We start from the raw sequence: 23,809 nt of genomic DNA, 5'->3' as shown, positions 1-23,809 counted from the left end.
ATGACCCGCTCCACGCACACGCTGCCGCCGGACTACTTCACCGGACTCTACGCCGCGAACCCCGATCCGTGGGACTTCACCACCAGCGCCTACGAGCACGCGAAGTACGACGCCACCCTGGCGGCGCTGGAGCGGGAGACATACCAGCAGGCCCTGGAGGTCGGGTGCTCCATCGGCGTGCTGACCCACCGGCTGGCCGCGCGCTGCACGGCCCTGCTCGCCCTCGACGTGGCCGAGACCGCCCTGGACGCCGCCCGCGCCCGCTGCGCCACGCAACCCCACGTCGTCTTCCAGCGCGCTGCGGTGCCGGCCGAGTGGCCCCCCGGCCGGTTCGACCTCGTGGTGCTCTCGGAGGTGCTGTACTTCTTCACGCCCGAAGATCTCGCCCGCATCGCCGACCGCCTCGTGGCAGCGCTGAACCCGGGGGGCGAGGTCGTCCTCGTGCATTGGCTCGGGGAGACGGACTTCCCCCTGAGCGCCGACGCGGCGGTCGAGGGGCTGATCGATCTGACTCGGGACCGCCTCGCACCCGTCCGGCAGAGCCGCACCGAGGGCTACCGCCTCGACGTGCTGCGGGCCCTCGCGTGAGCCGGCCCCCGATGGCAGAGGATCCGGACCCCTCCCTGGTTCACCGGCACGCCGCCTGGGTGCGCGTGACCCATTGGCTCAACGCGGTCGCGTTCCTCGCCCTGGTCGTCAGCGGCATCGCGATCCTGCTGGCCCTGCCGCGCCTGTTCTGGGGCGAGACCGGGGCCAACGGGGCGCCGGCCGCCCTCGACCTGCCTCTGCCGGTCAACCTCGAGCAGACGGGCTGGGGCCGCAACCTGCACTTCCTGTCCGCCTGGGTGCTCGTCCTCAACGGGATCGTCTATCTCATCGTCGCCTTCGTGGGCGGCCACTTCGCCCGCGACCTCGTGCCGGACCGCGACCAGCTCGCCCCGCACCACCTCGCCCGCGAGATCGCCGACCATGCCCGCCTGAAGCCCGCGCGCGGGCGCGAAGCCTTGCGCTACAACGCCCTGCAGAAATTCGCCTATCTGGCGGTGCTGTTCGGGCTGTTCCCCCTCATGGTGCTCACCGGGCTCACCATGTCGCCGGGGGTGACCGCGGCCTATCCGGAGCTCTTCACCCTGTTCGGCGGCCGGCAATCGGCCCGCACCCTGCATTTCCTCACGGCCTGCCTGCTCGTGCTCTTCCTCGTCGTCCACGTGCTCCAGGTCTTCGTGGGCGGGGCCGGTAACCTGATGCGGTCGATGATCACCGGCCGCTTCCGCGTTCCCCCGGAGCCCGCCCGGACGACCCGCGCCCCCCGAGATCGCCTCACGGAGTCTCCCGATGCGTGACCTCTCGCGCCGCCGCCTCCTCACCGGCTCGGGCAGCCTGATCGGCGCCGGCCTCCTCGGCGGCTGCGAGGCGCCGGCCCTGTCGCGGCTCGCCTCCCCGTACGACTGGAGCAACGGTCTGACCTTCGCGGTCCAGCGCTGGCTCCAGCGCCACCAGCCCCTGGTGCGCGAGTTCGGATCGGACGCCATCTCGGCCGTCTTCCCGACCATCAACACCACCGATCCCGACAATCCCGACTACCAGCGCTCGAAGGCGCTGGGCTTCTCCGACTGGAAGCTCCCGGTCAGCGGTCTCGTGGCGCGCCCGGCCGCCTTCTCGCTGGCCGAGCTGAAGGCGATGCCGGCCCGCACCCAGATCACCCTCCATTCCTGCGAGCAGGGCTGGTCGGCCATCGGCGGCTGGACCGGCGTGCCGCTGGCCCATCTCCTCACCCATGTCGGCTTGAAGCCGGAGGCGCGCTTCGTCGTGGTGCGCAGCGTCGACGGCTGGTGGGACAGCTACGATCTGTTCGACGCCCTCCACCCCCAGACCATCCTCGCCTACGGCATGAACGGCGGCGCCCTGCCGGTGGCGCACGGGGCGCCGGTGCGCCTGCGGGTCGAGCGCCAGCTCGGCTACAAGAGCCTGAAATACATCAGCGCCATCGAGGCGGTGGAGCGGGTCGACGGCCTCGGCAAGGGCCGTGGCAGCATGGTCGCCGAGCTCGGCTTCCCCTGGTACGCGGGCATCTGAGCGTTTTCGGCGGCTGTAACCGCACGCTACCGATCCGAATAGCGATCCCCGACCAGCGTGGAAGGCGTCGCAATGTACGTAATCGACCCAACGGCATCGACTGGCGGAAGCGTAATCTGCCAGTCATCGCCACGATTCTGGCTAATCCGATAACGTCATATTAAGCATGCGGTTGTTTCATCTCCGCCCGGAAGACATATCCGGACGGTCCCACAACGATGCGCGTTTCTCTGAAATCCATCCTGATTGGTTCGATAACCCTGCTCGGGGTCGCTGCGGCGGGGCAGAGCGTGGTCAACGTCGTGACGCTCCGGGCGATCGAGCGCGAGGTGACCGAGGTCGCGACCAACTGGCTCCCCTCCGTCAACGTCGTGAACACGATCAGCACGGCGACGCGCGACGTGCGCGTGAAGCTGTACCGCTTCGTCGTCGCCTCCGAGACGCCGCAGGCGCTGGCGGAGAACGAGGCGGGCCTGAAGAAGGCCCTCGACGCCCTCGACGGGCTACGCCGGACCTACGAGCCGCTGATCAGCTCGGCCGAGGAGAAGGCGATCTACGACAGCTTCACGCCCCTGTGGGCGCGCTACGCCGAAGGCCAGCAGAGGGTCATCGAGCTCATGAAGGCGGGCCGGACCGTCGACGCCCTGGCGCTCACCACCAGCGCCGAGATGGCCGACCTGAACAACGGCGCCATCCGGGCCCTGCAGCGGACCGTCGACTTCAACCGGGAGGGCGCCCAGCGCAGCACCGCGCTGAGCTTGGCCAGTGCCGCCTCGGCCGGGCTCATGGCCTGGGTCGCGATGGCGATCTCGGTGGTGGCGGCCCTCGGCGCGATGCTCTTCAGCCTGTTCGGCGTGGCCCGTCCGATCGAGCGCATGACCCGCACCATGGGTCGGCTGGCTGGCGGCGACACCGCCGTGGACATCCCGTCCCGGACCCGCCGCGACGAGATCGGCGACATGGCCGCCGCCGTGAGCGTGTTCCGGGACACCATGATCCAGACCCGCAAACTGGAAGAGGAGACCGTGCTCGCCCGGGCGGGCGCCGAGGCGCAGCGCAAGGCGGCCACGCGGGCCATGGCCGACAGCTTCGAGGGCGCGGTGGGCGGAATCATCACCATGGTGACGAGTTCGGCCACCGAGTTGCAGGCCACCGCCCAGAGCATGGCCGGCACCGCCACCCAGACCGCCAACCAGTCCACCAGCGTCGCGGCGGCGGCCGAGGAGGCCGCCTCGAACGTCAACACCGTGGCGGCGGCGGCCGAGGAGCTCGGCTCGTCGGTTCTCGAGATCGGCCGCCAGGTCGGCAGTTCGGCCGCCATGGCCCAAACTGCCGTCGCCGAGGCCGCCCAGACCGCCACCTTCGTGCAGAACCTCAACACGGCGGTGGCCCGCATCGGCGACGTGGTGACGATGATCACCTCGATCGCGGGCCAGACCAACCTCCTGGCGCTGAACGCCACCATCGAGGCGGCGCGCGCCGGGGAAGCCGGCCGGGGCTTCGCGGTGGTGGCGGCCGAGGTCAAGGAACTCGCCAACCAGACGGCGCGGGCCACAGAGGAGATCGGCGGGCACATCGCCCAGATCCAGGGCTCGACGACCCAGGCGGTGCAGGCGATCGGCGGGATCGCGGCGCGCATCCAGGAAATCAGCGGTGTCGCCACCTCGATCTCGGCGGCCGTCGAGGAACAGGGCGCCGCCACCCAGGAGATCGTGCGCAACGTGGCCCAGGCGGCGATGGGCACGGGGGCGGTCACGAGCAACATCGCGGGCGTGGCGGGCGCGGCCGAGGAGACCGGTGCCGCCGCCGCCCAGGTGCTGGGCGCCGCCTCCGAGCTGTCGCGCCAGTCCGAACACCTCAGCGCCGAGGTCCAGCGCTTCCTCGCCACCGTGCGCGCCGCCTGAGGGCGCACGCCACCGACCGAAAGAGAAAGGGCCCGGCGCGATGCCGGGCCCTTCGTCGTCGCGAACTCCACGGCTGGCGGCGCGTTCAGGCCCCTGCTTCAGACCCCTGGCCGAGGCCCCCGGCCTCGACCACGAAGCGCGCGATGGCATCGGCCCCGTGGCCGTCGCGGAGCGACGCGAACACGTAGGGCCGCGCGCCGCGCATGCGCTTGGTGTCGGATTCCATGATGCCGAGATCGGCGCCGACGAGCGGCGCGAGATCGGTCTTGTTGACGATGAGGAGGTCCGAGCGGGTGATGCCCGGCCCCCCCTTGCGGGGGATCTTCTCGCCCCCCGCCACGTCGATGACGTAGAGGGTGAGGTCGGCGAGTTCGGGCGAGAAGGTCGCGGCGAGGTTGTCGCCGCCGGATTCGATCAGGATGAGGTCGAGCTTGGGGAAGCGCCGGCGCATCTCCGCCACCGCCGCGAGGTTGATCGAGGCGTCCTCGCGGATCGCCGTGTGCGGGCACCCCCCCGTCTCGACGCCCATGATCCGCTCCTCGGGGAGCGCACCCGCCACGGTGAGGAGGCGCGCGTCCTCCTTGGTGTAGATGTCGTTGGTGATCGCGCAGATCTCGTAGGTATCGCGAAAGCGCTTGCAGAGCTGCTCCATCAGGGCGGTCTTGCCGGAGCCGACGGGGCCACCGATGCCGACGCGGAGCGGGCCGTTGGGGGAGGGGCCGTTGGCGGAGATCATGGCAGGGTCCTCAAGACAGATCCTCAGGAGCGGAAGATGCGGGAATACTGGGTCTCGTGCCGAAACGAGCCGAGATCGAGGTTCAGGGTGGCGCTGCCGAGATCGTCGAGGCTCAGCGCCGGGATCGTGGCGGAGAGCGCCGTCACCCGCGGCGTCAGGGCGGCGATGATCCGGGTGCCCGCGCTCTGGCCGATGGGCGCGCAGCGCAGGGCCGCCGAGACGAGGTTCTGCAGGAAGGCGAGACCGAAGCCGGCGAGCACGGGGGGGAGCGCCATGCGGTGCGCGCCGGCCGCGAGGCCGACCGCAACCGGGTAGGCCACCGCGCCGTCGAGGGCGGCTGCCGGACGCTCGAGATCGGGCGTCCCCCAGGCCGCCGTCGTGGCGTCGAGGAAGCTGCGGCCCTGCTGGCTCGTCTCCAGATGGAGTTCGCGCGAGGGCGCCAACGCCAGGGCGAGGTCGTTGAGGTCGACCAGCGCCCGCGCATCCCCGGCGCGCGCCGCCGCGTGGGCGTGGGCCAGGAGGATCAGGTCGTTGCGACCCGAGCCGTGCGCGAGCACATCGACGAGCCATTCCGTCAGGGAGGCCTCGTCGCCGACCTCGCCGGAATCCACCGCCGCCTCGAGCCCGTGCGAGTAGGCATAGGCCCCCACCGGATAGCCCGGCGACAGCCACGCCATCAGGCGCAGGGCCTCAATCATGGGCGTGCGGATGCATGGGCGTGCGGATGGTCGTGGTGGTGATCGTCGTGGGGGTGCGGGTGGTCATGGTCATGGTCATGGTGGGCATGGCCGTGATGGTGGTGGCCCGCGGCCTCGCCCGCATAGGCGCCGCCCTCGGGACGGAACGGGCGCTCCACCGCCTCGGCACTGCCGCCGAGACCCCGCACCATTTCGGCCAGCACGTGGTCGAAAGCGATGTAGACCGCGTCTGCCCCGATCTCGGCCGGGATGTGCCGGTTGCCGATGTGCCAGATCAGACGCTTGAGGGCATGGTCGTCGGGCGCGCGGATCGCCAGCAGCCGCTCCGGCGCGGCCTCGACCCAGACGAGGCGCCCATCCTGCAGCACCAAGGCGTCGCCGTCGTCGAGCACGGTCGGCTCGGGCAGGTCGAGGAGGAACGCCAGGCCGCCCGCGGCGCGCATCGCCATGCGCCGGCGGTGCCGGTCGCCGTGGTCGAGGACGATGCGGTCGACGATCTCGCCGACGAGGGCGTCGCGGCGCAGGACGTGGGTGGCGCGGATCATGAACGAAAAACCGGTTGGCGCTCAGCCTCGTGCCGCCGAGCGTGGACGCAAAGCAAGCCGACCTCAGAACAGAAAATACCGCTGCGCCATCGGCAGGACGTCGGCGGGCTCGCAGACGAGGAGTTCGCCATCGGCGCGGACGTCGTAGGTCTCGGGGTCGACCTCGATGTTCGGGGTGGCGTCGTTGAGGATCATGCTCTTCTTCGAAATGCCGCCGCGCACGTTCTCGACGGCGACGAGGCGCTTCTGGAGCCCGAGGCGCTCGCCGAGCCCGTCCTCGATGGCGGCCTTCGAGACGAAGGTGAGGGCGGTGGCGAAGGGCACCCGGCCGTAGGCCCCGAACATCGGGCGGTAATGCACCGGCTGGGGCGTCGGGATCGAGGCGTTGGGGTCGCCCATGGGCGCCGTCGCGATGGCGCCGCCCTTGATCACGAGGTCGGGCTTCACCCCGAAGAAGGCGGGCGTCCACAGCACGAGGTCGGCGAGCTTGCCCGGCTCGACCGAGCCGATATGGGCCGAGACGCCGTGCGCGATCGCCGGGTTGATGGTGTATTTCGCGATGTAGCGGCGGGCGCGCAGGTTGTCGTTGCCCGAGGCGTCGCCGGGGAGCGCCCCGCGCTGGCGCTTCATCTTGTCGGCCGTCTGCCACGTGCGGATGATGACCTCGCCGACCCGGCCCATGGCCTGGCTGTCCGAGGACATCATCGAGAGGGCGCCGATGTCGTGCAGGATGTCCTCGGCCGCGATGGTCTCGCGGCGGATGCGGCTCTCGGCGAAGGCGAGATCCTCGGGAATCGCCGGGTCGAGGTGGTGGCACACCATCAGCATGTCGAGATGCTCGTCGATGGTGTTCTTCGTGTAGGGCCGCGTCGGGTTGGTCGACGACGGAAGGACGTTGGACAACCCCGCGACCTTGATGATGTCCGGCGCGTGGCCGCCGCCCGCCCCCTCGGTGTGGAAGGCGTGGATGGTGCGGCCCGCGAAGGCCTTGATCGTGTCCTCGACGAAGCCGGATTCGTTGAGGGTGTCGGAATGGATCATCACCTGCACGTCGTGGAGGTCGGCCACCGTCAGGCAGGTGTCAATCGCGGCCGGGGTGGTGCCCCAATCCTCGTGCAGCTTGAGGGCACAGGCCCCGGCCCGGATCATCTCCACGAGGCTCTCGGGCCGCGCGGCGTTGCCCTTGCCCGCGAAGGCGAGGTTCATGGGGAACGCTTCCGCCGCCTCGATCATCCGGGCCAGATGCCAGGGCCCGGGGGTGCAGGTGGTGGCGAAGGTGCCGTGGGCCGGGCCGGTGCCGCCGCCCAGCATGGTGGTGATCCCGGAGCACAGGGCCTCGTCGATCTGCTGCGGGCAGATGTAGTGGATGTGGCTGTCGAACCCGCCGGCCGTGAGGATCTTGCCCTCCCCGGCGATCACTTCCGTGCCGGGCCCGACCACGATGTCGACGCCCGGCTGGATGTCCGGGTTGCCGGCCTTGCCGAGTTTGGCGATGCGGCCCTTCACGATGGCGACGTCGCACTTCACCACGCCCCAGTGGTCGAGGACCACCGCGTTGGTGATGACGGTGTCGACCGCGCCGTCCTGATTGGTGACCTGGGACTGCCCCATGCCGTCGCGGATGACCTTGCCGCCGCCGAACTTCACCTCCTCGCCGTAGGTGGTGTGGTCGCGCTCGACCTCGATGACGAGGGACGTGTCGGCGAGCCGGATGCGGTCGCCGGTGGTAGGGCCGAACATGTCGGCATAGGCGGCCCGGGGCAGGGCGGCGCGGGGGGGCATGTTGGCCATGGTCTCAGAGCGCTCCCATCACGTCGCCGCGGAACCCGTAGACGGTGCGGCCTCCGCCCAGCGGCACCAGCACCACCTCGCGGGTCACGCCGGGCTCGAAGCGCACCGCCGTGCCGGGGGCGATGTCGAGGCGCTGGCCGCGGGCCTTCTCGCGCTCGAAGGTCAGGCCGGGATTGACCTCGTAGAAGTGGTAGTGCGAGCCGACCTGGATCGGGCGGTCGCCGACGTTGGACACGCTCAGCAGGGTGCGGGGCGCGCCTTCGTTGAAGACGATCTCGCCGGGCAGCGTGGTCACGGTGCCGGGCACCTCCGCCGAGGCCGCGCCCCGGATCGGGTGGTGCACGGTGACGAGCTTGGTGCCGTCGGGAAACGTCGCCTCGACCTGGATGTCGTGGATCATCTCGGGGATGCCGTCCATGCACTGCTCGGCGGTGAGCACGTGCCCGCCCGCCTGCATCAGCTCCGAGACCGAGCGCCCGTCCCGCGCCCCCTCGACCACGAAGTCGCTGATCAGCGCCACCGCCTCCGGGTAGTTCAGCTTCACCCCGCGGGCGAGCCGGTTGCGGGCCACCTGCGCGGCCATGGCGAGGAGGAGCTTGTCCTTTTCGCGTGGGGTCAGGAGCACGGTGGAACCTCGGGTGTTGAACGATCGAGCGGAGACTTGAACACGCCAGGCCTCAAGGCAAGGACCGTGCGCGCAACGCATGCAAGCGGCGATGCCCCTTTTGCAAGCGGGACACGCTCCGTCATCCGAGCCCCCTCACGGCGCGGGGCCAGCTTGTGGCGGGAGGTTCCGAACTTGCCGGTCACGGCACTCAATACGACGCGAGGTCGAAGAACAGCCGAGGCGATAAAGGATTTTTCAATCCCAGGCTGCCAAGGACAATCATGCGCTCGTTCTTGTTGTACGAACAGCCGCGCCGAGGACTGTGATGATGCCCGATTCCAAGAGCTTGCCGACAGAATTGGAAATGTCGGATGCGGCAGATGTCGAATGGGTAAAATCGCGGAATGATCCCGCGATCTGGCACGAAGCAGCGATAGCGGCCCTTGCTTATCGCGGCGACAAACACGATTTCCTACCATGGCTCATCCAACAACCGACGATGGACCGCGCGACCGCAGGGTGGTTGTTTTTCTGGCTTCAAGGATCAGAATACCTGCAAGGAAAGAAAGACTCCTTCTGGGCAAAGATTCATGACCCCGATGTCGTCGCACTCCTGAAGGATCTCTGCGAGCGGAGCGAGAGAATAGGCTTCATCGGCGATCGCATCGGTCTGGATGGCGACTTTGAGAAGGAGCGCCAGGCGTGCTTGGCCGTCATCCGAGACGGACTGGTTGCTCCATGCATCGTCGTTCCCAACGCCATCATCGCGAAGGCCTTCGCAGCTCGATCCGGACCTGCGCCCTATGAAGTCCACGACGGCACGCTCCTGAGCCTCGATTTCCTTCGGGATTCACTTCCGGCGATCTATTCGTGACGATATCCGAGTGACGGGCAGGGCGCCGAGGCGCCCAAGATGATGTTGATGGGTCTGCATTGCCGCCTGGTCGGCCGGCCGGGACGGATCGGCGCCCTGGTCCGCTTCGTTGACGATATCGCCGCCCACGACCGCGTCTGGGTGGCGCGGCGCATCGACATCGCCGAGCCCTGCATCCGGCACCACCCGGCAGCCTGACGCGCGACAGCGCGGGACGATGCACCGCCATTGTCGGGGCGAGGGGTGGCCAAGGGGCGCCGTTCGACGGTTCAATGGGCTCCATGAGAGAGATCCGCACGGACGCCGCCGATGCCCCGCCCGCCCGCCGCCGCCGCAAGGACGGGGAGGCGCGGCGGGAAGCCATCCTCGATGCGGGGCTCGCGGTCTTCTCGAGCCTCGGGCTGCACGGGGCCAGCGTCGAGGGGATCGCGGAGCGGGCAGGGCTCTCGAAGACCAATCTGCTCTACTACTTCCCCGCCAAGGAGGCGCTCTACGTCGCGGTCCTGCGCCGGGTGCTCGCGGTCTGGCTCGATCCGCTCCAGTCGCTCGACGCCGACAGCGAGCCGGCCGAGGCCTTCCGGGGCTACATCCGCGCCAAGCTCACCCTGTCGCGCGACGCCCCCCAGGCCTCGCGGTTGTTCTGCCTCGAGATCGTCCAGGGCGCGCCGCTGCTGCGCCCGGAGCTCGAAGGCCCCCTGCGGGCCCTCGTGGAAGCCAAAGCGGCGATCATCCAGGACTGGATCGCACAAGGCCGGATCGGCGACCACGATCCCCATCACCTCATCTTCGCGATCTGGGCCATCACCCAGCATTACGCGGATTTCGCCGTGCAGGTGGACGCCGTCAGCGGATGCGGCCTCGACGATCCGGACTTCTTCGAGCGGACCGTCGCCAGCACGCAAGGTCTGATCCTGGCCGGCCTCGGCCTGCGCTGAGGCCGGATGGCGCCGAGGCCCGATTGTCCGCCGCCGGTCCGGGCAGCGGGCGCCCATCGGACGGGCAAACCGGAGAGAGTTTGTGCAAACGGTCAAAATTCCGAACTCATAGTTTGACCATTTAGTCCGAATGCTTTCCACTCATGGAGGTCAGGCCGGTTCGGCCCGTCCAGAGCCGGTCCATCCGGACCAGAACCTGCCTTTGTCCAAATTTCGTTCCCGCGCGCGAGGTTGCCATGAATGTCGGCGTCTTCATCCCGATCGGAAACAACGGCTGGCTCCTGTCGGAGAACGCGCCGCAATACTTGCCGAGCTTCGAGCTGAACAAGCAGGTGGTGCTCAAGGCCGAGGGCTACGGCCTCGACTTCGCCCTCTCGATGATCAAGCTGCGGGGCTTCGGCGGCAAGACCGAGTTCTGGGACCATAACCTCGAATCCTTCACGCTGATGGCTGGGCTGGCCGCCGTCACCAGCCGGATCAAGCTGTTCGCCACGGCCGCGACCCTGTGCATGCCCCCCGCCATCACGGCGCGGATGGCCGCGACCATCGACTCGATCTCGAACGGGCGCTTCGGCCTCAACCTCGTTACCGGCTGGCAGCGGCCGGAATATTCGCAGATGGGCCTGTGGCCCGGGGACGAGTACTTCTCCCGCCGGTACGAGTACCTCTCGGAATACGCGCAGGTGCTGCGTGACCTGTGGGAGACGGGGACTTGCGACCGCAAGGGCGAATTCTTCCAGATGGAGGATTGCCGCCTCAGCCCGCGCCCGCAGGCAGACATGAAGATCATCTGCGCCGGTCAGTCCAGCGCCGGCATGGACTTCACGGCGAAGTACGCCGACTACAATTTCTGCTTCGGCAAGGGCGTCAACACCCCCACGGCCTTTGCCCCCACGGTGGAGCGCCTGGAGGCGGCCAAGGCCGCGACGGGCCGCGACGTCTCCTCCTACGTGCTCTTCATGATCATCGCCGACGAGACCGACGAGGCCGCCCGCGCCACCTGGGAGCACTACAAGGCCGGCGCCGACCAGGAGGCCATCGCCTGGCTCGGGGTCCAGGGCGCCGCCGATACGAAGTCGGGGGCCGACACCAACGTGCGCCAGATGGTCGACCCGACTTCGGCCGTGAACATCAACATGGGCACGCTCGTCGGTTCCTACGCCGAGGTGGCGCGCATGCTCGACGAGGTCGCGACGGTGCCGGGCACGGAGGGCGTGCTCCTGGTGTTCGACGACTTCCTCAAGGGCCTCGACGCCTACGGCACCCGCATCCAACCCCTGATGACGAGCCGCGCGCACATCGCGGCGGGCTCCGAGCCGATGGCGAAGGTGGCGTGATGGACCCTGTCGCCAAACCCGCCGGCTACACCGACCCCCAGGGCCGCCAGGGCGGCCTCACCCTGGCGGCCCGGCCCGAGCCCATCGCCTTCGACGCATCCGCCACCGCGCTCATCGTCGTCGACATGCAGAACGCCTACACCACGCCGGGAGGCTACCTCGATCTCGCTGGTTTCGACGTCTCCGGCACGGGGCCGGTGGTGGCGCAGATCGCCCGGGCGGTGCGCGCGGCTCGGGCGGCGGGGATCCGGATCGTCTGGTTCCAGAACGGCTGGGACCCCGATTACGTCGAGGCCGGGGGCCCGGGCTCGCCGAACTGGCACAAGTCGAACGCCCTCAAGACCATGCGGGCCCGGCCCGGCATGAACGAGCGCCTCCTCGCCCGGGGCACCTGGGACTACGCCCTGGTCGACGCCCTCAAGCCGGAGCCGGGCGACATCGTGCTGGGCAAGCCGCGCTACAGCGGCTTCTACAACACCCAGCTCGACAGCCTGCTGCGCGCGGCCGGCATCCGCACCCTGGTCTTCACCGGCATCGCCACCAACGTCTGCGTGGAATCGACCCTGCGCGACGGCTTCTTCCTCGAATATTTCGGCATCGTGCTGGCCGACGCCACCCACCAGGCCGGCCCGCCGGCCCTGCAGGCGGGGGCGCTTGCCAACATCGAGACCTTCTTCGGCTGGGTCTCGGATGTGGCCGCCTTCGAGGCGACCCTCGGGGCGGACGGCGCCCGCACGGCAGCGGAATAGGTCGAGCCCCGGCCTCTCGATGGGAACGCACCCCGCCACGAAACCGCCAAGCCCACTTTCCAGGAGCACGGAGAAGGACATGCCCAAGACCGTGATCATCCCCCCCGGCACCGGCAAGCCGCTGGCGCCCTACGTGCCCGGCACCCTCGCGGACGGCGTGCTCTACGTCTCCGGCACGCTGCCCCTCGACGGGCAAGCGAATGTCGTCCACGTGGGCGACGCCGCCGCCCAGACCCGGCACGTGCTGGAGACGATCAAGGGCGTGGTCACCGCCGCCGGCGGCACCATGGACGACGTCACCTTCAACCACATCTTCCTCAAGGACTGGGCCGACTACAGTGCCATCAACGGCGTCTATGCGGAGTACTTCCCCGGCGAGAAGCCGGCGCGCTACTGTATCCAGTGCGGCCTCGTGAAGCCCGACGCCCTGGTGGAGATCGCCTCGGTCGCCCATGTCGGCCGGCCCTGAGGCGGCGCGGATGGCGCGCCCGCTCCACCATGCCGTGCAAGGCTCCGGCGATCGCACGATCCTGCTCTCGCCGGGCCTCGGCGGATCGGCGGCCTACTTCGCGCCGCAGATGGCGGCGCTCACCGAGCGCTTTCGCGTCGTCACCTACGACCATCGCGGCACCGGGCGCTCGGCCGGTCCTCTGGAGCCGGGCCACGACATCGCCGCGATGGCGCGCGACGCCCTCGCGGTGATGGAGGCCTGCGGCGCGGACCGCTGCGACATCGTCGGGCATGCGCTGGGCGGGCTGATCGGGCTCGAACTCGCCCGCACCCATCCCGAGCGGGTCGGCCGCCTCGTGGTGATCAACGGTTGGGCACGGGCTGACGCGGCGACGAGGCGCTGCTTTTCCGCCCGCAAGGTGCTTCTGGATGTGAGTGCCGAGGCCTATGTCCGGGCGCAAGCGATCTTCCTCTATCCCGCGCCGTGGCTGTCCGAGAACGCGGAGCGCGTGGCCGATGACGAGGCGCACGCGCTGGCGCAGTTCCCCGGGCGCGACACGGTACTGGCGCGGATCGCGGCGCTGGAAGCCTTCGACATGAGCGCGGATCTCGCCGGCATTCCGCACGAGACCCTGCTGATGGCGGCGGACGACGACGTCCTGGTGCCCTATCTGTGTTCGGAGGTGCTGGCGCGGGGCCTGCCCAATGCCCGCCTCGACCGGGTTCCGAGCGGCGGCCACGCCCACAGCGTGACCCGCGCCGAGGCCTTCAACCGGACGCTCGTGGCGTTCCTCGATTCTCAGGAGTGACCGCCGTGAGCGAAACCGATCCGAGCGCAGACTCGGCCCCATACGTGGAGGGCGGCGCCTTTCGGGGCGCGATGGCGCGGGTCGCCAGCGCCGTCCACCTCGTCACCACCGACGGGCCGGGCGGCCGGGCCGGCTTCACCGCCTCGGCGGTCTGCAGCGTCAGCGACGGGCCGCCGACGCTCCTCGTCTGCATCAACCGCACCTCCTCGGCCTACGCGGCGATGAGCGCCAGCGACGTCCTCTGCGTCAACACCCTGGCGGCCGACCAGTCCGACATCGCCGCGGCCTTTGGGGGACGCACGCCCATGGAGACCCGCTTCGCGGCGGCCAGCTGGACCCGTATCGTCACGGGCGCGCCGGTCCTCGAGGGCGCGCTCACGGCCTTCGATTGCCGGATCGTCGGCCGCCACCCGGTGGGCACGCACGATGTGCTCTACTGTGCGGTGGTGGGCCTCGCCGCGCCGGGCGACGGGCAGGGTCTCGTCTACGCGGAACGCGGCTATCACGCCGTGCCGCTCACACACGTCGCGCCACGGGAGGCCGCGGCCTGAGGGGCGTGCTACCGCTACCGGATCGGGCATCACGCGAGTCGGGCAGAATCGGATCGGACATAAAGAAGGCCGGCGCTCGCAATGGAGCGCCGGCCTTCGTCGTCGCGACGTGCCCGGAGGGAGGCCGGTGGGCCTCGACCGGACCTGCCGGCGCGGGCCTTCCTCAGAAGCGGTCGCCGTGGCGGGCACGGACCGAACCCGTGCTTATCTCGCCGCGCGCGTCCTGCGGCACGATGAACTGGCCGCGGTTGCGAAGCTCGGACAGGTTACGGCCGGCGGCCTGACCCTCGAGGCCGCCCGGTGCCACGGCGGCGGGGATGCCCGCGGGGGCATTGTAGCTCTGGGCGAAGGCGCCCGAGGCCGAAAGGCCGAGGGTGAGTGCGAGGGCTGCGGTGAGGCGGGGGTGGATCATGGCTCAAGTCCTGGATCTGAACGGCTGTCGCGAAGACGCGAGAGGCAGCGTTCGAGTTCCTGAAAAATGAGCACCTTTGCTGCGTAAAACAACAGGATATGCTCGCGAAACGTGCATGAAGGATAGGCAGACTTTGAGAAACTCCGCCCAAGCTGCAAGGCCGCGATTGTCATAAGTCGAAATATTGTTGTATTTCAATATTTTACCCGACAGCTCGTTGTTTCGGCAGTCGCGAGCTGGACTTGGCACAATTCTCGACTGCCGCGTGCGCTTCGGCACGCCCCGAGTGACGCGCGGGACCGGCGACGGCGAACGGCCTGGATCGAGATTCACCGACGGCCTCGATGGCCGTGCCACCGCGGCGGGAATCGGATCGCTCAATTGGTTACCGGCTGAAGTGTTTGAGTTCTGGCGCGGGTCCTCTCTCCTTCGGGAGAGGGGACCCGTTCCGACCAGGCCGACCGAAGCGATCAACCGGAACCCAGATCACCTTGATGCTGTCGGTGGCCACGACCCGGCGGCTGTCACCCGCCGCCCAGGCCGCCGCGAAATCGCCCTCCAGCAGCACCGTCAGGGTCGGTTCGCGCACGGCATGCCGGTCGCAGTCCCGGGCGAGGCGGAGCACGCGGACGCGACCCTTGCCCTAGCGCGTCGTCGTCAATGGCCTGATGCGTGTCCGCGCGTGCGGAGACCGGAGCGTCTCACGCCTCGGCGGCGTGGGCGAGGCGGGCCGCCTCGGCGCGGGCGCCGGCTTGGCTGCCGAGACCGTTGAAGAACAGGTTCAGGGCCAGCGCCGACAGGGCGGCGAGGAGGATGCCGGATTCGAGCAGGGGGTGGAGGGCGTCGGGCATCTGCTTGAAGAAGTTCGGCGCGACCAGGGGGATCAGCCCGAAGCCCACCGAAACCGCGACGATGAACAGGTTGTTGCGGTTGCCGGAAAAATCCACCGCGCCGAGGATGCGCGCGCCCGTGGCCGCGACCATGCCGAACATGACGAGGCCCGCGCCGCCGAGCACGCAGGGCGGCACGGCCTCCACCAAGGCGGCGAGCTTCGGGATGAGGCCGAGGACCAGCATCACGCCGCCGCCCACCACCGTGACCCAGCGCGAGCGTACGCCGGTGACGCCGACGAGACCGATGTTCTGCGAGAACGAGGTGTACGGGAAGGTGTTGAACACGCCGCCCAGCACGGTGCCGAGGCCGTCCGCCCGCAGGCCCCGGACCAAGCGAGGCTCATCCACCGTCTCGCCGGTGATCTCGGCGAGCGCCAGGAACATGCCGGTGGATTCGATCATCACCACCACCATGACGAGGCAGAGGGTGAGCCCGGCCACGAGATCGAACTTCGGCACGCCGAAGGCGAAGGGGCGCACCACGTCGAACCACGGGGCCGAGGCCACCCGCGACAGGTCGACGAGGCCGAGCAGGCCCGCCGCCGCCATGCCGGCGACGATGCCGATCAGCACCGAGGCCGAGGCCACGAAGCCGCGCGTGAAGCGGGTCAGCGCCAGGATCACCAGGAGGACGAACAGCGCGATGCCGAGGTAGAGCAGCGCCCCGTAGCGCGGGTTGCCGACCCCGCCCGCGGCCCAGTTCACGCCCACCCGCATCAGCGAGATGCCGATGACGAGGATCACCGTGCCGGTGACGACGGGCGGGAACAGCGGCAGCAGCCGGCCCACCAGGGGCGCGACGAAAAGGGCGAACAGCCCGGCCACGATGACCGCGCCGTAGATGCCCGTGAGCCCGAGGGCCGGGTTGGTGCCCATGGCGATCATCGGCGTCACCGCCGCGAAGGTCACGCCCATCATCACCGGCATGCGGATGCCGATGCCGGGCAGGCCCCAGCTCTGGATCAGGGTGGCGAGGCCGCAGGCGAACAGGTCGGCACTCACCAGCATCGCCACCTGCTCGGGCGGCAGCCCGAGGGCGCGCCCGACGATGAGCGGCACCGCCACGGCGCCCGCATACATGACCAGCACGTGCTGGAGCCCGAGGAGACCCAGCGCCACCGGCGGAACCTCTGCGACCGGCGGAGCTTCGACGACCGGCGCGGCTGCCGTCGGATGGGAGGAGCCGTGGGCCACGCGTCGATCCCTCGTCTGCGAGCCGTGACGGCTCCTGTGGACGGACGGTGCGCAAGCCACGTGCCACCCGCGGGCCCGCGCCGCGTGCTCGACCGGGGCCGTCCCGCGTGTAAGATCCGCCCAACAGCGCGGAACGAGACGCTGACGGCATCGAGGACACGCACATGCGCAAGGTCTCCGCCCTCTCGGGCGTCCTATCGGGCGCCCTCTTCGTGGGGATCGCCGCGCCACCCGCATGGGCACGGGTCACCGCCTTCGAGATCCAGTCCGTGGAGCCCTTCGCCGATGGCATGAGCTTCGGCGAGGCCGGCGCCTACGAACGCGTCGTCGGCGTGGCGCGCGGCGAACTCGATCCGGCCGACCCGCGCAACGCCGGCATCGTCGACATCGCGCTCGCGCCCCGCAACGCCGCCGGCCGCGTGGAATACCGCACCGACGTCTTCCTGCTGCGGCCGAAGGACCCCGCCCGGGCCAGCGGCACGCTGCTCTACGAGGTCGTCAATCGGGGCCGCAAGTTCCTGTTCAACTGGGTCCTCGACGCGCCCGCGCAGGCCGCCCAGGCGGTGAACGATCCAAAGAGCGCCGGGGATGCGGGCACCGCCCTCGTCCTGCGCCGGGGCGACACCGTGGTCTGGTCGGGCTGGGAAGCGGAGGCCCTGCGCCAGCAGGGCGGCATGGCCATCGACGTGCCGGTGGCGACACGGAACGGGGCGCCCATCGTCGAGACCGTGCGCGACGAACTCGTCAGCGCCACCCGTGGCCCACCCGAGGCGCCGTTCTTCCTCACCTTCAAGGCCCAGACCACCGACAAGGCGGGGGCCCGCCTGACGGTGCGCCGCCGGGAGGCCGACACCCCCCGCACCGTTCCGGACGGCGCCTGGACCTTCGCGGGACCAGGGGAACTGCGCCTCCTGCCCGCCAGCGTGAAGCCGGAGCCCGGCACGCTCTACACGCTCACCTATCCGGCAGCGAACCCGAAGGTGCTCGGCATCGGCTTTTCCGCCACCCGCGACGTGGTGGCGGCCCTGCGGGGGCCGGCCTCCGCCGGCAACCCGGCGGGCGGGGTGATCCGCCACGCGGTGGCCCTGGGCATCTCCCAGAGCGGGCGCTTCCTGCGCGATTTCGTCCACCAGGGCTTCAACCAGGACGAGGCGGGGGCCCGCGTCTTCGACGGGATGCTGCTGCACATCTCCGGCATCGGCGGCGTCTACCTGAACGCCCGCTTCGGCCAGCCCTCGCGCACCAACACCCAGCACGAGGATCACCTCTACCCCGAGAACGCCTTCCCGTTCTCGGCCGCCGCCCAGCACGACCCCGTCACGGGCCGGACCGGCGCGCTCCTGCGCGGGGACGGGTTCGACCCGCTGCTGATGGAGGTCAACACCAGCACGGAATACTGGCAGAAGGGCGCCTCCCTCCTGACCACCGACCCCCTCGGCCGGGCCGACGTGGCGCTGCCCGAGACCGCCCGGGCCTACCTCGTCGCCGGCGGTTTCCATTACGGGCGCGCCGGCCTGACCTCGACGCGGGGGCCGTGCCTCCACCCGCGCAACGTCCTCAGTCCGGCCCCGGCCCTGCGCGCGCTCCTCGTCGCCCTGGAGGACTGGGTCGCGCACGGCACCGCGCCGCCGCCGAGCCGCGTGCCGCGCCTGGCGGACGGGACACTGGTGCCCGCCGCCGAGATGGGCTTTCCCTACATGCCGGGCCTGCGCCTGCCCGACGCGCCCAACGCCGTGGTGCGCTTCTCGAACGCGCTCGACCCGCGTCCGGAGAGCGGCCCGCAATACCGGCCCCTGGTGCCGCAGGTCGACGGCGACGGAAACGAGGTCGCGGGCATCCGCCTGCCGGACGTCGCCGCCCCGCGCGCGACCCTGACGGGCTGGAACCTCTACGCGGAGCCCTTCCCGGCGGGCGAACTCTGCGACCGGGAGGGCAGCCGGCTGCCCCTGGCCGAGACCCGTGCCGAGCGCGAGGCGAAGGGCGACCCGCGCCCGTCCCTGGCGGAGCGCTACCCGGCCAGGGGCGACCACGCGGCGGCCGTCGCGCGCGCGGCGGACGGGCTGGTGGCCGAGCGCCTGCTCCTGCGGGAAGATGCCGAGCGCCTCGTGGCGGCGGCCCGCGCGGCCGAGGAGCGGCCCTGACCCGGGATCACGGCTCGCGCGGCGGGGCGTCCTTGTGCAGTTCGTCCTTGTGCAGTTCGTCCTTGCGCAGGTCGTCGTAGAGGCGCTGGACCTCCTGGATCGTGGCGTGGCCGCGGCTCCAGTTCGTCTCGCGGACGTTGGTCTCGGTGAAGGCGCTGTGCGAGGTGCCGCCGAAGCCGTTGAACACGGTGACGACCCCGTCGGCGTGGTAGTCGATCCGGTAGGAGGGGCTGAGCCCCTTCGCGCCCCCCTTGGGGCCCGCTTTGCCGGTGACGCCGATGCGCACCAGGGCGTCGCCGTGCCGCTTCTGGCAGAAGCGCATGTTGCCGAGCAGCCGGCGCAGGTACGCCTCGGGCTCGGCGAGTTCGCCCGCGACCTGGATCAGCGTGGCGTCGGGCGGGAGATGCGTCTTGCGGATCATGGCGCCTTCAGCGGATTTCGCGGACGCCGCCGGTTTGCGATGAAACCCCGCGCCGGCGCAAGCAGCGAAGCCCCGGGAGCGAACGCGTCGACCGACGGGGCGGGATCGCGGGCAAGACCACATTTCGGCGTCCCTGGCGAGCCGGGCCGGCCCCGACATGGCCCGTTGCCTGCAAAGCGCCTCGCGAAAGCCGTCCCGCTCCGGCCCGTGTCCAGGATTGCCCCATGCCGAGTCTCGACGACCTGAACCGGGCCGCCCGCAAAGATTTCGTCGCCGCTCTCGGCGCAGTGTTCGCGCACGCGCCCCGGGTCGCCGAGGCGGCGGCCGCACGCCGGCCCTTCGCCACCGTGGAGGGACTGCTCGCCGCCCTGCGGGAGGCGCTGGAAGCCGCCCCGGACGCCGAGCGCCGTGCTCTCCTGACCAACCAGCCCGAATGCGCCGGGCTCGACCGGCTGTCGGAGGCGGAACACGCCCGCTTCGCGGCCCTGACCGCGGCCTACACGGACAGGTTCGGGTTTCCGTTCATCCTCTGCGTCCAGCGCCACGGCCGCGCCGCGCTGCTGCGCGCCTGCGCGGCCCGCCTCGCCTCCGATCCGGAGACCGAGCGCGCCACCGCGCAGGACGAGGTCCTTCGCATCGCCGCGATCCGCCTCTGCGCCCTGGTCGAGGGTGCCGGGATGCCCCGCACCACGGGCCGGATCTCGACCCACGTCCTCGACACCGTCACGGGGCGGCCGGCGCCGGGGGTGGAGGTGGAACTCCACGAGTGGGTCTCGGACACCGAGACCGTCCTGATCGCCCGGGCGGAGACCAACGCGGACGGGCGCACCGACGCGCCCCTGGTCGGCGGCCGCCCGGTGCCGATCGCGCCCTACGACTTGCGCTTCCGGATCGGCGACCATTTCCGGGCCACGCATCCGGGGCTGCCCGAGCCGCCCTTCCTCGATATCGTGAGCCTGCGCTTCGGCGTCGCCGATCCGGAAGGGCATTACCACGTGCCCCTGGTGGCGAGCCCGTGGAGCTACCAGACCTATCGGGGAAGCTGAGGCGCGCGCCCGGTCAAAGCCGTGTGTTTCCAGGCTGATCCGGCACGTTCTTTGCTCATGGATTGAGCGACGATTTGAGCGACGATCCGGGCATCCGGCCCGGGAGAGGACAGGATTCGATGCACCGGTTTCCGGCCAGCCGCCTCGCAGGGTGCGCCCTCGCCGCTGCCCTTCTCACGGCCGGGCTGTTCGCCCTCACGCCGGCCCCCAGGGCCCAGGGCAGCCTGATCGCGCCCGCCGGCCAGCCGCGCGTCACCGCCCCGGGCGGACTGCGCGGACGCGCGGCCCTGCGGCACAAGCACAAGGCCCGCCACCGGATGATCCGCCGCCACCGCCGCTGATCCCAGCCCTTCCGTCCCTCGCTGTCCCCGGAGCCCCGACACATGACCCGCCTGACGATTTTCCTCGCCCTGTCCCTCGGCTTGGCCGGCCCGGCCCTCGCGCAGAGCGTCGGGGCACCGGCCGGCATGGAGGGCGCCACCGCGCCGGGCGGCACCGAGGGCCGGGCCGGCGCCCGCAACGAGGCGGAGGCGATCCGCAGCGGCGACGCGATTCCGGTGCCCCCCTCGGCCGGCGGCATCCCGGCGGAGGGCGTGCCGGTGCCCCCGCCCGAGGCGCCGGTGACCCCGCCGCCGCCGCGCCCCTGACGGCACGGACCGGACCGCGAGGAGGCTGACCCATCGAGGCCCGCCCGCGCGCGTCGACCGAAGCCATCGACCGGAACCCGGATCAGCCGGCGAAGACGCCGATCAGTTCGGCAGCCACCAGGGCGGCGATGATCGCGGGGCGCTTGTCCCGCAACTGGCGGCCCCCGATTTGGCGGCCTCCGATCGGGCAGACGAGGCGGCCCAGCACCGCCTCGTCGAGGCCCATCTCCCGGAAGGCCGAGAGGAACGTCGCCCGCTTCGTGGCCGAGCCGATCAGGCCGAGATACGCGAAGGTGCCGGCCTCCAGCAGGGCGGCGCAGATCAGGCTGTCGAGGGCGTGGCTGTGCGTCAGCACCACGTGCGCGGCCCCCGGAGGCGCGGTCTCGGCCGCCGTCCTGGCCGAGCCGACGACGCGCGCGACGCGGGTGCCCGGGACCCGCGCGATCTCCTCGGGCCGGTCGTCGACGATCCGGGTGCGGAACGGCAGCGGGTCGAGGGCGCCCGCCAGGGCGCGCCCGACATGGCCGGCGCCGTAGATCATCACCAGGGGCGCCCGCGCCACGCTCTCGGCCTCCCGGGCGCGCAGGGCCGCGAGGGTGCGGGCATCGGCCCGGTGGATCGCCAGGGTCACGTGCCCGCCGCAGCACTGCCCGGTCTCGGGCCCGAGCGGCATGCGCAAGGTGGCCTCAGCCTCGGCCTCGCCCGCCGCCAGGAGTTCCCGGGCGCGCGCGATGCCCGCCCACTCGCAGGTGCCGCCCCCGATGGTGCCGGCGACTCGCTCCGGCATCACCAGCATGGCAGCACCGGCCTCCCGCGGCGTCGAGCCCCGTGCCTCCGAGAGGGTAACGAGGGCGGCCGGCTCGCCCGCCGCGAGGGCGGCGGCCAGTGCCTCCGACAGCACTTCCGACAGCGCCTCGGCCGGATCGCCGCTCACGGCTGCGCGGATGGCGCGTGGTGTGCGAGCGCCCGCATTCGGTCGACGGCGTCGAGGACACGCTCCGGGGTGGCCGGCGCGTCGAGGCGGGGGCAGTGCCGGTGGCCGGCCACACTCGCCACCGCGTCCGACAGCGCATGCAGGCCGGCGATGCCGAGCATCAGCGGCGGCTCGCCCACCGCCTTGGAACGGTAGATCGTCTCCTCGCGGTTCTCGTTCTCGTAGAGCGCCACGTTGAAGATGCGCGGACGGTCGCCGCAGGCCGGGATCTTGTAGGTGGAGGGCGCATGGGTGCGCAAACGCCCCGCGCCGTCCCACCACAATTCCTCCGTGGTGAGCCAGCCGAGCCCTTGGATGAAGCCGCCCTCGATCTGGCCCCGGTCCACGGCCGGGTTCAGGGAACGGCCGCAATCGTGCAGGATGTCGGCCCGCTCGATCCGGTACTCGCCGGTGAGCGTGTCCACCGCCGCCTGCACGCAGGCCGCGCCGTAGGCGAAATAGTAGAACGGATGGCCCCGGCCCGCGTCCCGGTCCCAGTGAATGGTGGGCGTCTTGTAGAAGCCCGTGGCGGAGAGCTGGATGCGGGCGAGGTAGGCCTTGTGGATCAGTTCGCCCCAGGCGATCTCCTGGTTCCCCACGCGCACCCGGTTGGGCAGGAACAGAACCGTCTCGGGTGCCACGCTCCAGGCCTCCGCCGCGAAGGCGACGAGGCGGCCCTTCAGGGTTTGCGCCGCGGCGCGGGCCGCCATGCCGTTGAGATCGGCCCCCGAGGAGGCGGCGGTGGCGGAGGTGTTGGGCACCTTGCCCGTGGTGGTGGCGGTGATGCGGACGCGGTCGGCGTCGATCTGGAATTCCTCGGCCACCACCTGCGCCACCTTGACGTAGAGCCCCTGGCCCATCTCGGTGCCGCCGTGGTTCAGGCCGACCGAGCCGTCGTTGTAGATGTGCACCAGGGCGCCGGCCTGGTTGTAGGCGGTGGAGGTGAAGGAGATGCCGAATTTCACCGGCGTCAGCGCGATGCCGCGCTTGATCACCGGGCTCGTTTCATTCGCCGCGTGCAGCGCCGCGCGCCGGGCCGCGTAGTCGCAATCCACTTCCAGTTTCGCCACCAGGTCCCGGATGCAATTGTCGGAAATGGTCTGGTGGTAGGGCGTGACGTTGTCGGTCTCGGTGCCGTAGAAGTTGCGCTTGCGAACCTCCAGCGGGTCGAGGCCGCAGGCATAAGCCACCTCCTCGATCACCCGCTCGGCCGCCACCATGCCCTGAGGGCCGCCGAAGCCCCGGAAGGCGGTGTTGGACTGGGTGTTGGTGCGGTAGGGCCGCGAGGTCAGGTGCACCGCCGGGTAATGGTAGCAATTGTCGGCGTGGAACAGGGCGCGGTCGGTGACCGGCCCCGACAGGTCGGCGGCCCAGCCGCAGCGGGCAGCGAGCTGCATGTCGACGGCGAGGATCTTTCCGTCGGACGTATGGCCCACGAGGTAGTCCACCTCGAAGTCGTGGCGCTTGCCAGTGATGACCATGTCGTCGTCCCGGTCGGGCCGGATCTTGGCGGCGCGGCCGGTCTTCTTGGCGACCAGCGCGGCCACGCAGGCGAACAGGTTCGACTGGCTCTCCTTGCCGCCGAAGCCGCCGCCCATCCGGCGCACCTCGGCCGTCACCGCCGAGTTCACCGTGCCGAGCACCTTGGCCACCAGCGCCTGGGCCTCGGAGGGGTGCTGCGTCGAGGTGTGGACCGTGACCTCGTCGTCCTCCCCCGGGATCGCCAACGCGATCTGGCCCTCGAGGTAGAAGTGCTCCTGACCGCCGATGGCCATGCGGCCGCGCACGATGCCCGGCGCCTCGGCCAGCACCGTGTCGGCATCGCCCCGCGCCAGGGTCATGGGCGGCCAGACGAGTTTTCCGTCCGCCCGTGCCTCACGGTAGGTCAGGACGGGGGCCAAGTCCTCATAGGCGATGACGGCGAGGCGGGCGGCGCGCCGCGCCGCATCGCGGGTCAGGGCCGCCACGGCGAAGATCGGCTGGCCGAGATAGGACACCGTGTCCTCGGCCAGCATCGGCT

Annotated in this window: 26 protein-coding genes and 1 pseudogene; 16 read left to right on the top strand and 11 right to left on the bottom strand. The window is 70.6% G+C overall.

Translation table 11 applies throughout. The annotated features are described in order from the left end of the window. The 4 genes from MFF30_RS12270 (at nucleotide 1) to MFF30_RS12255 (ending at nucleotide 3,980) form a co-directional block, all read left to right on the top strand. Nucleotides 1-588, top strand: a complete 588-nt coding sequence (locus MFF30_RS12270; protein WP_238279703.1) for a class I SAM-dependent methyltransferase — start codon at nucleotides 1-3, stop codon at nucleotides 586-588. A gap of 11 nt (nucleotides 589-599) precedes the next feature. Continuing rightward, a complete protein-coding gene (locus MFF30_RS12265) occupies nucleotides 600-1,343 on the top strand; it encodes a cytochrome b/b6 domain-containing protein (RefSeq protein ID WP_238279702.1) in 744 nt (247 codons plus the stop codon). After that, nucleotides 1,336-2,076: a molybdopterin-dependent oxidoreductase gene (locus MFF30_RS12260; RefSeq protein ID WP_238279701.1), complete on the top strand. Its 741-nt coding sequence runs from the start codon at nucleotides 1,336-1,338 to the stop codon at nucleotides 2,074-2,076. The genes MFF30_RS12265 and MFF30_RS12260 overlap by 8 nt, the downstream gene beginning before the upstream one ends. Before the next feature lie 218 nt (nucleotides 2,077-2,294). Beyond that, on the top strand, nucleotides 2,295-3,980 hold the full coding sequence (locus MFF30_RS12255; protein ID WP_238279700.1) for a methyl-accepting chemotaxis protein: 1,686 nt from the start codon (nucleotides 2,295-2,297) through the stop codon (nucleotides 3,978-3,980). An 85-nt stretch (nucleotides 3,981-4,065) separates the two neighbouring features. Here MFF30_RS12255 and ureG read toward each other — a convergent pair whose 3' ends face one another. From ureG to MFF30_RS12230, 5 genes are all read right to left on the bottom strand, one after another. Next, a complete protein-coding gene (ureG, locus tag MFF30_RS12250) occupies nucleotides 4,066-4,716 on the bottom strand; it encodes an urease accessory protein UreG (RefSeq protein ID WP_238279699.1) in 651 nt (216 codons plus the stop codon). Between the two features lie 23 nt (nucleotides 4,717-4,739). Then, entirely contained in the window at nucleotides 4,740-5,414 is a 675-nt protein-coding gene (locus tag MFF30_RS12245) for an urease accessory protein UreF (protein ID WP_238279698.1), read from the bottom strand. Next, nucleotides 5,411-5,959: an urease accessory protein UreE gene (locus MFF30_RS12240; RefSeq protein ID WP_238279697.1), complete on the bottom strand. Its 549-nt coding sequence runs from the start codon at nucleotides 5,957-5,959 to the stop codon at nucleotides 5,411-5,413. The genes MFF30_RS12245 and MFF30_RS12240 overlap by 4 nt, the downstream gene beginning before the upstream one ends. Nucleotides 5,960-6,022: 63 nt before the next feature. After that, nucleotides 6,023-7,750 carry an urease subunit alpha gene (ureC, locus tag MFF30_RS12235; protein ID WP_238279696.1) on the bottom strand — a complete coding sequence of 576 codons (1,728 nt, stop codon included), beginning with the start codon at nucleotides 7,748-7,750 and terminating at the stop codon, nucleotides 6,023-6,025. A gap of 4 nt (nucleotides 7,751-7,754) precedes the next feature. Then, nucleotides 7,755-8,375, bottom strand: coding sequence for an urease subunit gamma (locus MFF30_RS12230; RefSeq protein WP_238279695.1), 621 nt, complete (start codon nucleotides 8,373-8,375; stop codon nucleotides 7,755-7,757). Between the two features lie 307 nt (nucleotides 8,376-8,682). On the opposite strand from MFF30_RS12230, the gene MFF30_RS26190 reads away from it, so the two are divergent. From MFF30_RS26190 to MFF30_RS12195, 8 genes and pseudogenes are all read left to right on the top strand, one after another. Then, a complete protein-coding gene (locus tag MFF30_RS26190; protein ID WP_373320892.1) occupies nucleotides 8,683-9,231 on the top strand; it encodes a hypothetical protein in 549 nt (182 codons plus the stop codon). 18 nt (nucleotides 9,232-9,249) lie between these two features. Beyond that, a pseudogene (locus MFF30_RS12225) lies at nucleotides 9,250-9,423 on the top strand (allantoinase); the annotation flags it as partial. 89 nt (nucleotides 9,424-9,512) lie between these two features. Continuing rightward, on the top strand, nucleotides 9,513-10,166 hold the full coding sequence (gene rutR, locus MFF30_RS12220; RefSeq protein ID WP_238279694.1) for an HTH-type transcriptional regulator RutR: 654 nt from the start codon (nucleotides 9,513-9,515) through the stop codon (nucleotides 10,164-10,166). Between the two features lie 236 nt (nucleotides 10,167-10,402). After that, nucleotides 10,403-11,503, top strand: a complete 1,101-nt coding sequence (gene rutA, locus MFF30_RS12215; protein WP_238279693.1) for a pyrimidine utilization protein A — start codon at nucleotides 10,403-10,405, stop codon at nucleotides 11,501-11,503. Continuing rightward, a complete protein-coding gene (rutB, locus tag MFF30_RS12210; protein ID WP_238279723.1) occupies nucleotides 11,503-12,252 on the top strand; it encodes a pyrimidine utilization protein B in 750 nt (249 codons plus the stop codon). Before rutA ends, rutB begins: the two co-directional genes overlap by 1 nt. A gap of 79 nt (nucleotides 12,253-12,331) precedes the next feature. Beyond that, nucleotides 12,332-12,721: a pyrimidine utilization protein C gene (gene rutC / locus MFF30_RS12205; protein ID WP_238279692.1), complete on the top strand. Its 390-nt coding sequence runs from the start codon at nucleotides 12,332-12,334 to the stop codon at nucleotides 12,719-12,721. Nucleotides 12,722-12,731: 10 nt separating this feature from the next. After that, nucleotides 12,732-13,511, top strand: a complete 780-nt coding sequence (rutD, locus tag MFF30_RS12200) for a pyrimidine utilization protein D (RefSeq protein ID WP_238279691.1) — start codon at nucleotides 12,732-12,734, stop codon at nucleotides 13,509-13,511. A 71-nt stretch (nucleotides 13,512-13,582) separates the two neighbouring features. Next, a complete protein-coding gene (locus MFF30_RS12195) occupies nucleotides 13,583-14,062 on the top strand; it encodes a flavin reductase (protein ID WP_238279722.1) in 480 nt (159 codons plus the stop codon). Nucleotides 14,063-14,225: 163 nt separating this feature from the next. On the opposite strand, the gene MFF30_RS12190 is transcribed toward MFF30_RS12195, so the two are convergent. The 3 genes from MFF30_RS12190 to MFF30_RS12180 all read right to left on the bottom strand — a co-directional run bounded on the left by MFF30_RS12190 (nucleotide 14,226) and on the right by MFF30_RS12180 (nucleotide 16,561). Continuing rightward, entirely contained in the window at nucleotides 14,226-14,474 is a 249-nt protein-coding gene (locus MFF30_RS12190) for a hypothetical protein (RefSeq protein ID WP_238279690.1), read from the bottom strand. A gap of 385 nt (nucleotides 14,475-14,859) precedes the next feature. Then, nucleotides 14,860-15,099, bottom strand: a complete 240-nt coding sequence (locus tag MFF30_RS12185) for a tunnelling fold family protein (RefSeq protein ID WP_238279689.1) — start codon at nucleotides 15,097-15,099, stop codon at nucleotides 14,860-14,862. A gap of 76 nt (nucleotides 15,100-15,175) precedes the next feature. Next, the gene (locus tag MFF30_RS12180; protein ID WP_373320890.1) at nucleotides 15,176-16,561 is read right to left on the bottom strand and encodes a nucleobase:cation symporter-2 family protein; all 1,386 of its coding nucleotides are present in this window, start codon (nucleotides 16,559-16,561) and stop codon (nucleotides 15,176-15,178) included. A gap of 164 nt (nucleotides 16,562-16,725) precedes the next feature. On the opposite strand from MFF30_RS12180, the gene MFF30_RS12175 reads away from it, so the two are divergent. Then, entirely contained in the window at nucleotides 16,726-18,702 is a 1,977-nt protein-coding gene (locus MFF30_RS12175; RefSeq protein ID WP_238279688.1) for an alpha/beta hydrolase domain-containing protein, read from the top strand. A 7-nt stretch (nucleotides 18,703-18,709) separates the two neighbouring features. Here MFF30_RS12175 and MFF30_RS12170 read toward each other — a convergent pair whose 3' ends face one another. Then, complete coding sequence (locus MFF30_RS12170) at nucleotides 18,710-19,123, bottom strand: hypothetical protein (protein WP_238279687.1); 414 nt, start codon at nucleotides 19,121-19,123, stop codon at nucleotides 18,710-18,712. Between the two features lie 224 nt (nucleotides 19,124-19,347). Here MFF30_RS12170 and uraH point away from each other — a divergent pair, with 224 nt between their 5' ends. From uraH to MFF30_RS12155, 3 genes are all read left to right on the top strand, one after another. After that, a complete protein-coding gene (gene uraH, locus MFF30_RS12165) occupies nucleotides 19,348-20,169 on the top strand; it encodes a hydroxyisourate hydrolase (RefSeq protein ID WP_238279686.1) in 822 nt (273 codons plus the stop codon). Between the two features lie 119 nt (nucleotides 20,170-20,288). Then, complete coding sequence (locus MFF30_RS12160; protein WP_238279685.1) at nucleotides 20,289-20,510, top strand: hypothetical protein; 222 nt, start codon at nucleotides 20,289-20,291, stop codon at nucleotides 20,508-20,510. A gap of 42 nt (nucleotides 20,511-20,552) precedes the next feature. Continuing rightward, nucleotides 20,553-20,816 carry a hypothetical protein gene (locus tag MFF30_RS12155; protein WP_238279684.1) on the top strand — a complete coding sequence of 88 codons (264 nt, stop codon included), beginning with the start codon at nucleotides 20,553-20,555 and terminating at the stop codon, nucleotides 20,814-20,816. A gap of 82 nt (nucleotides 20,817-20,898) precedes the next feature. On the opposite strand, the gene xdhC is transcribed toward MFF30_RS12155, so the two are convergent. Further along, complete coding sequence (gene xdhC, locus MFF30_RS12150; RefSeq protein WP_238279683.1) at nucleotides 20,899-21,750, bottom strand: xanthine dehydrogenase accessory protein XdhC; 852 nt, start codon at nucleotides 21,748-21,750, stop codon at nucleotides 20,899-20,901. Next, a partial coding sequence (xdhB, locus tag MFF30_RS12145) for a xanthine dehydrogenase molybdopterin binding subunit (RefSeq protein ID WP_238279682.1) occupies nucleotides 21,747-23,809 on the bottom strand: 2,063 nt, incomplete at its 5' end. The genes xdhC and xdhB, both read right to left, overlap by 4 nt.

The sequence above is a fragment of the Methylobacterium goesingense genome (assembly GCF_022179225.1).
GTDB lineage: Bacteria > Pseudomonadota > Alphaproteobacteria > Rhizobiales > Beijerinckiaceae > Methylobacterium > Methylobacterium goesingense.
This window is presented reverse-complemented; position numbering and strand designations above follow the sequence as displayed.

What these genes read in the sequence shown, in the direction of transcription:
- MFF30_RS12160 (WP_238279685.1), top strand. Translation starts at nt 20,289, where the DNA reads ATGCACCGGTTTCCGGCCAGCCGCCTCGCAGGGTGCGCCCTCGCCGCT.
- MFF30_RS12175 (WP_238279688.1), top strand. Translation starts at nt 16,726, where the DNA reads ATGCGCAAGGTCTCCGCCCTCTCGGGCGTCCTATCGGGCGCCCTCTTC.
- MFF30_RS12190 (WP_238279690.1), bottom strand. Translation starts at nt 14,474, where the DNA reads ATGATCCACCCCCGCCTCACCGCAGCCCTCGCACTCACCCTCGGCCTT.
- rutD (WP_238279691.1), top strand. Translation starts at nt 12,732, where the DNA reads ATGGCGCGCCCGCTCCACCATGCCGTGCAAGGCTCCGGCGATCGCACG.
- MFF30_RS12155 (WP_238279684.1), top strand. Translation starts at nt 20,553, where the DNA reads ATGACCCGCCTGACGATTTTCCTCGCCCTGTCCCTCGGCTTGGCCGGC.
- rutR (WP_238279694.1), top strand. Translation starts at nt 9,513, where the DNA reads ATGAGAGAGATCCGCACGGACGCCGCCGATGCCCCGCCCGCCCGCCGC.
- MFF30_RS12240 (WP_238279697.1), bottom strand. Translation starts at nt 5,959, where the DNA reads ATGATCCGCGCCACCCACGTCCTGCGCCGCGACGCCCTCGTCGGCGAG.
- MFF30_RS26190 (WP_373320892.1), top strand. Translation starts at nt 8,683, where the DNA reads ATGATGCCCGATTCCAAGAGCTTGCCGACAGAATTGGAAATGTCGGAT.
- MFF30_RS12195 (WP_238279722.1), top strand. Translation starts at nt 13,583, where the DNA reads ATGGCGCGGGTCGCCAGCGCCGTCCACCTCGTCACCACCGACGGGCCG.
- MFF30_RS12270 (WP_238279703.1), top strand. Translation starts at nt 1, where the DNA reads ATGACCCGCTCCACGCACACGCTGCCGCCGGACTACTTCACCGGACTC.
- MFF30_RS12170 (WP_238279687.1), bottom strand. Translation starts at nt 19,123, where the DNA reads ATGATCCGCAAGACGCATCTCCCGCCCGACGCCACGCTGATCCAGGTC.
- rutA (WP_238279693.1), top strand. Translation starts at nt 10,403, where the DNA reads ATGAATGTCGGCGTCTTCATCCCGATCGGAAACAACGGCTGGCTCCTG.
- MFF30_RS12245 (WP_238279698.1), bottom strand. Translation starts at nt 5,414, where the DNA reads ATGATTGAGGCCCTGCGCCTGATGGCGTGGCTGTCGCCGGGCTATCCG.
- rutC (WP_238279692.1), top strand. Translation starts at nt 12,332, where the DNA reads ATGCCCAAGACCGTGATCATCCCCCCCGGCACCGGCAAGCCGCTGGCG.
- ureC (WP_238279696.1), bottom strand. Translation starts at nt 7,750, where the DNA reads ATGGCCAACATGCCCCCCCGCGCCGCCCTGCCCCGGGCCGCCTATGCC.
- uraH (WP_238279686.1), top strand. Translation starts at nt 19,348, where the DNA reads ATGCCGAGTCTCGACGACCTGAACCGGGCCGCCCGCAAAGATTTCGTC.
- rutB (WP_238279723.1), top strand. Translation starts at nt 11,503, where the DNA reads ATGGACCCTGTCGCCAAACCCGCCGGCTACACCGACCCCCAGGGCCGC.
- ureG (WP_238279699.1), bottom strand. Translation starts at nt 4,716, where the DNA reads ATGATCTCCGCCAACGGCCCCTCCCCCAACGGCCCGCTCCGCGTCGGC.
- MFF30_RS12255 (WP_238279700.1), top strand. Translation starts at nt 2,295, where the DNA reads ATGCGCGTTTCTCTGAAATCCATCCTGATTGGTTCGATAACCCTGCTC.
- MFF30_RS12265 (WP_238279702.1), top strand. Translation starts at nt 600, where the DNA reads ATGGCAGAGGATCCGGACCCCTCCCTGGTTCACCGGCACGCCGCCTGG.
- MFF30_RS12260 (WP_238279701.1), top strand. Translation starts at nt 1,336, where the DNA reads ATGCGTGACCTCTCGCGCCGCCGCCTCCTCACCGGCTCGGGCAGCCTG.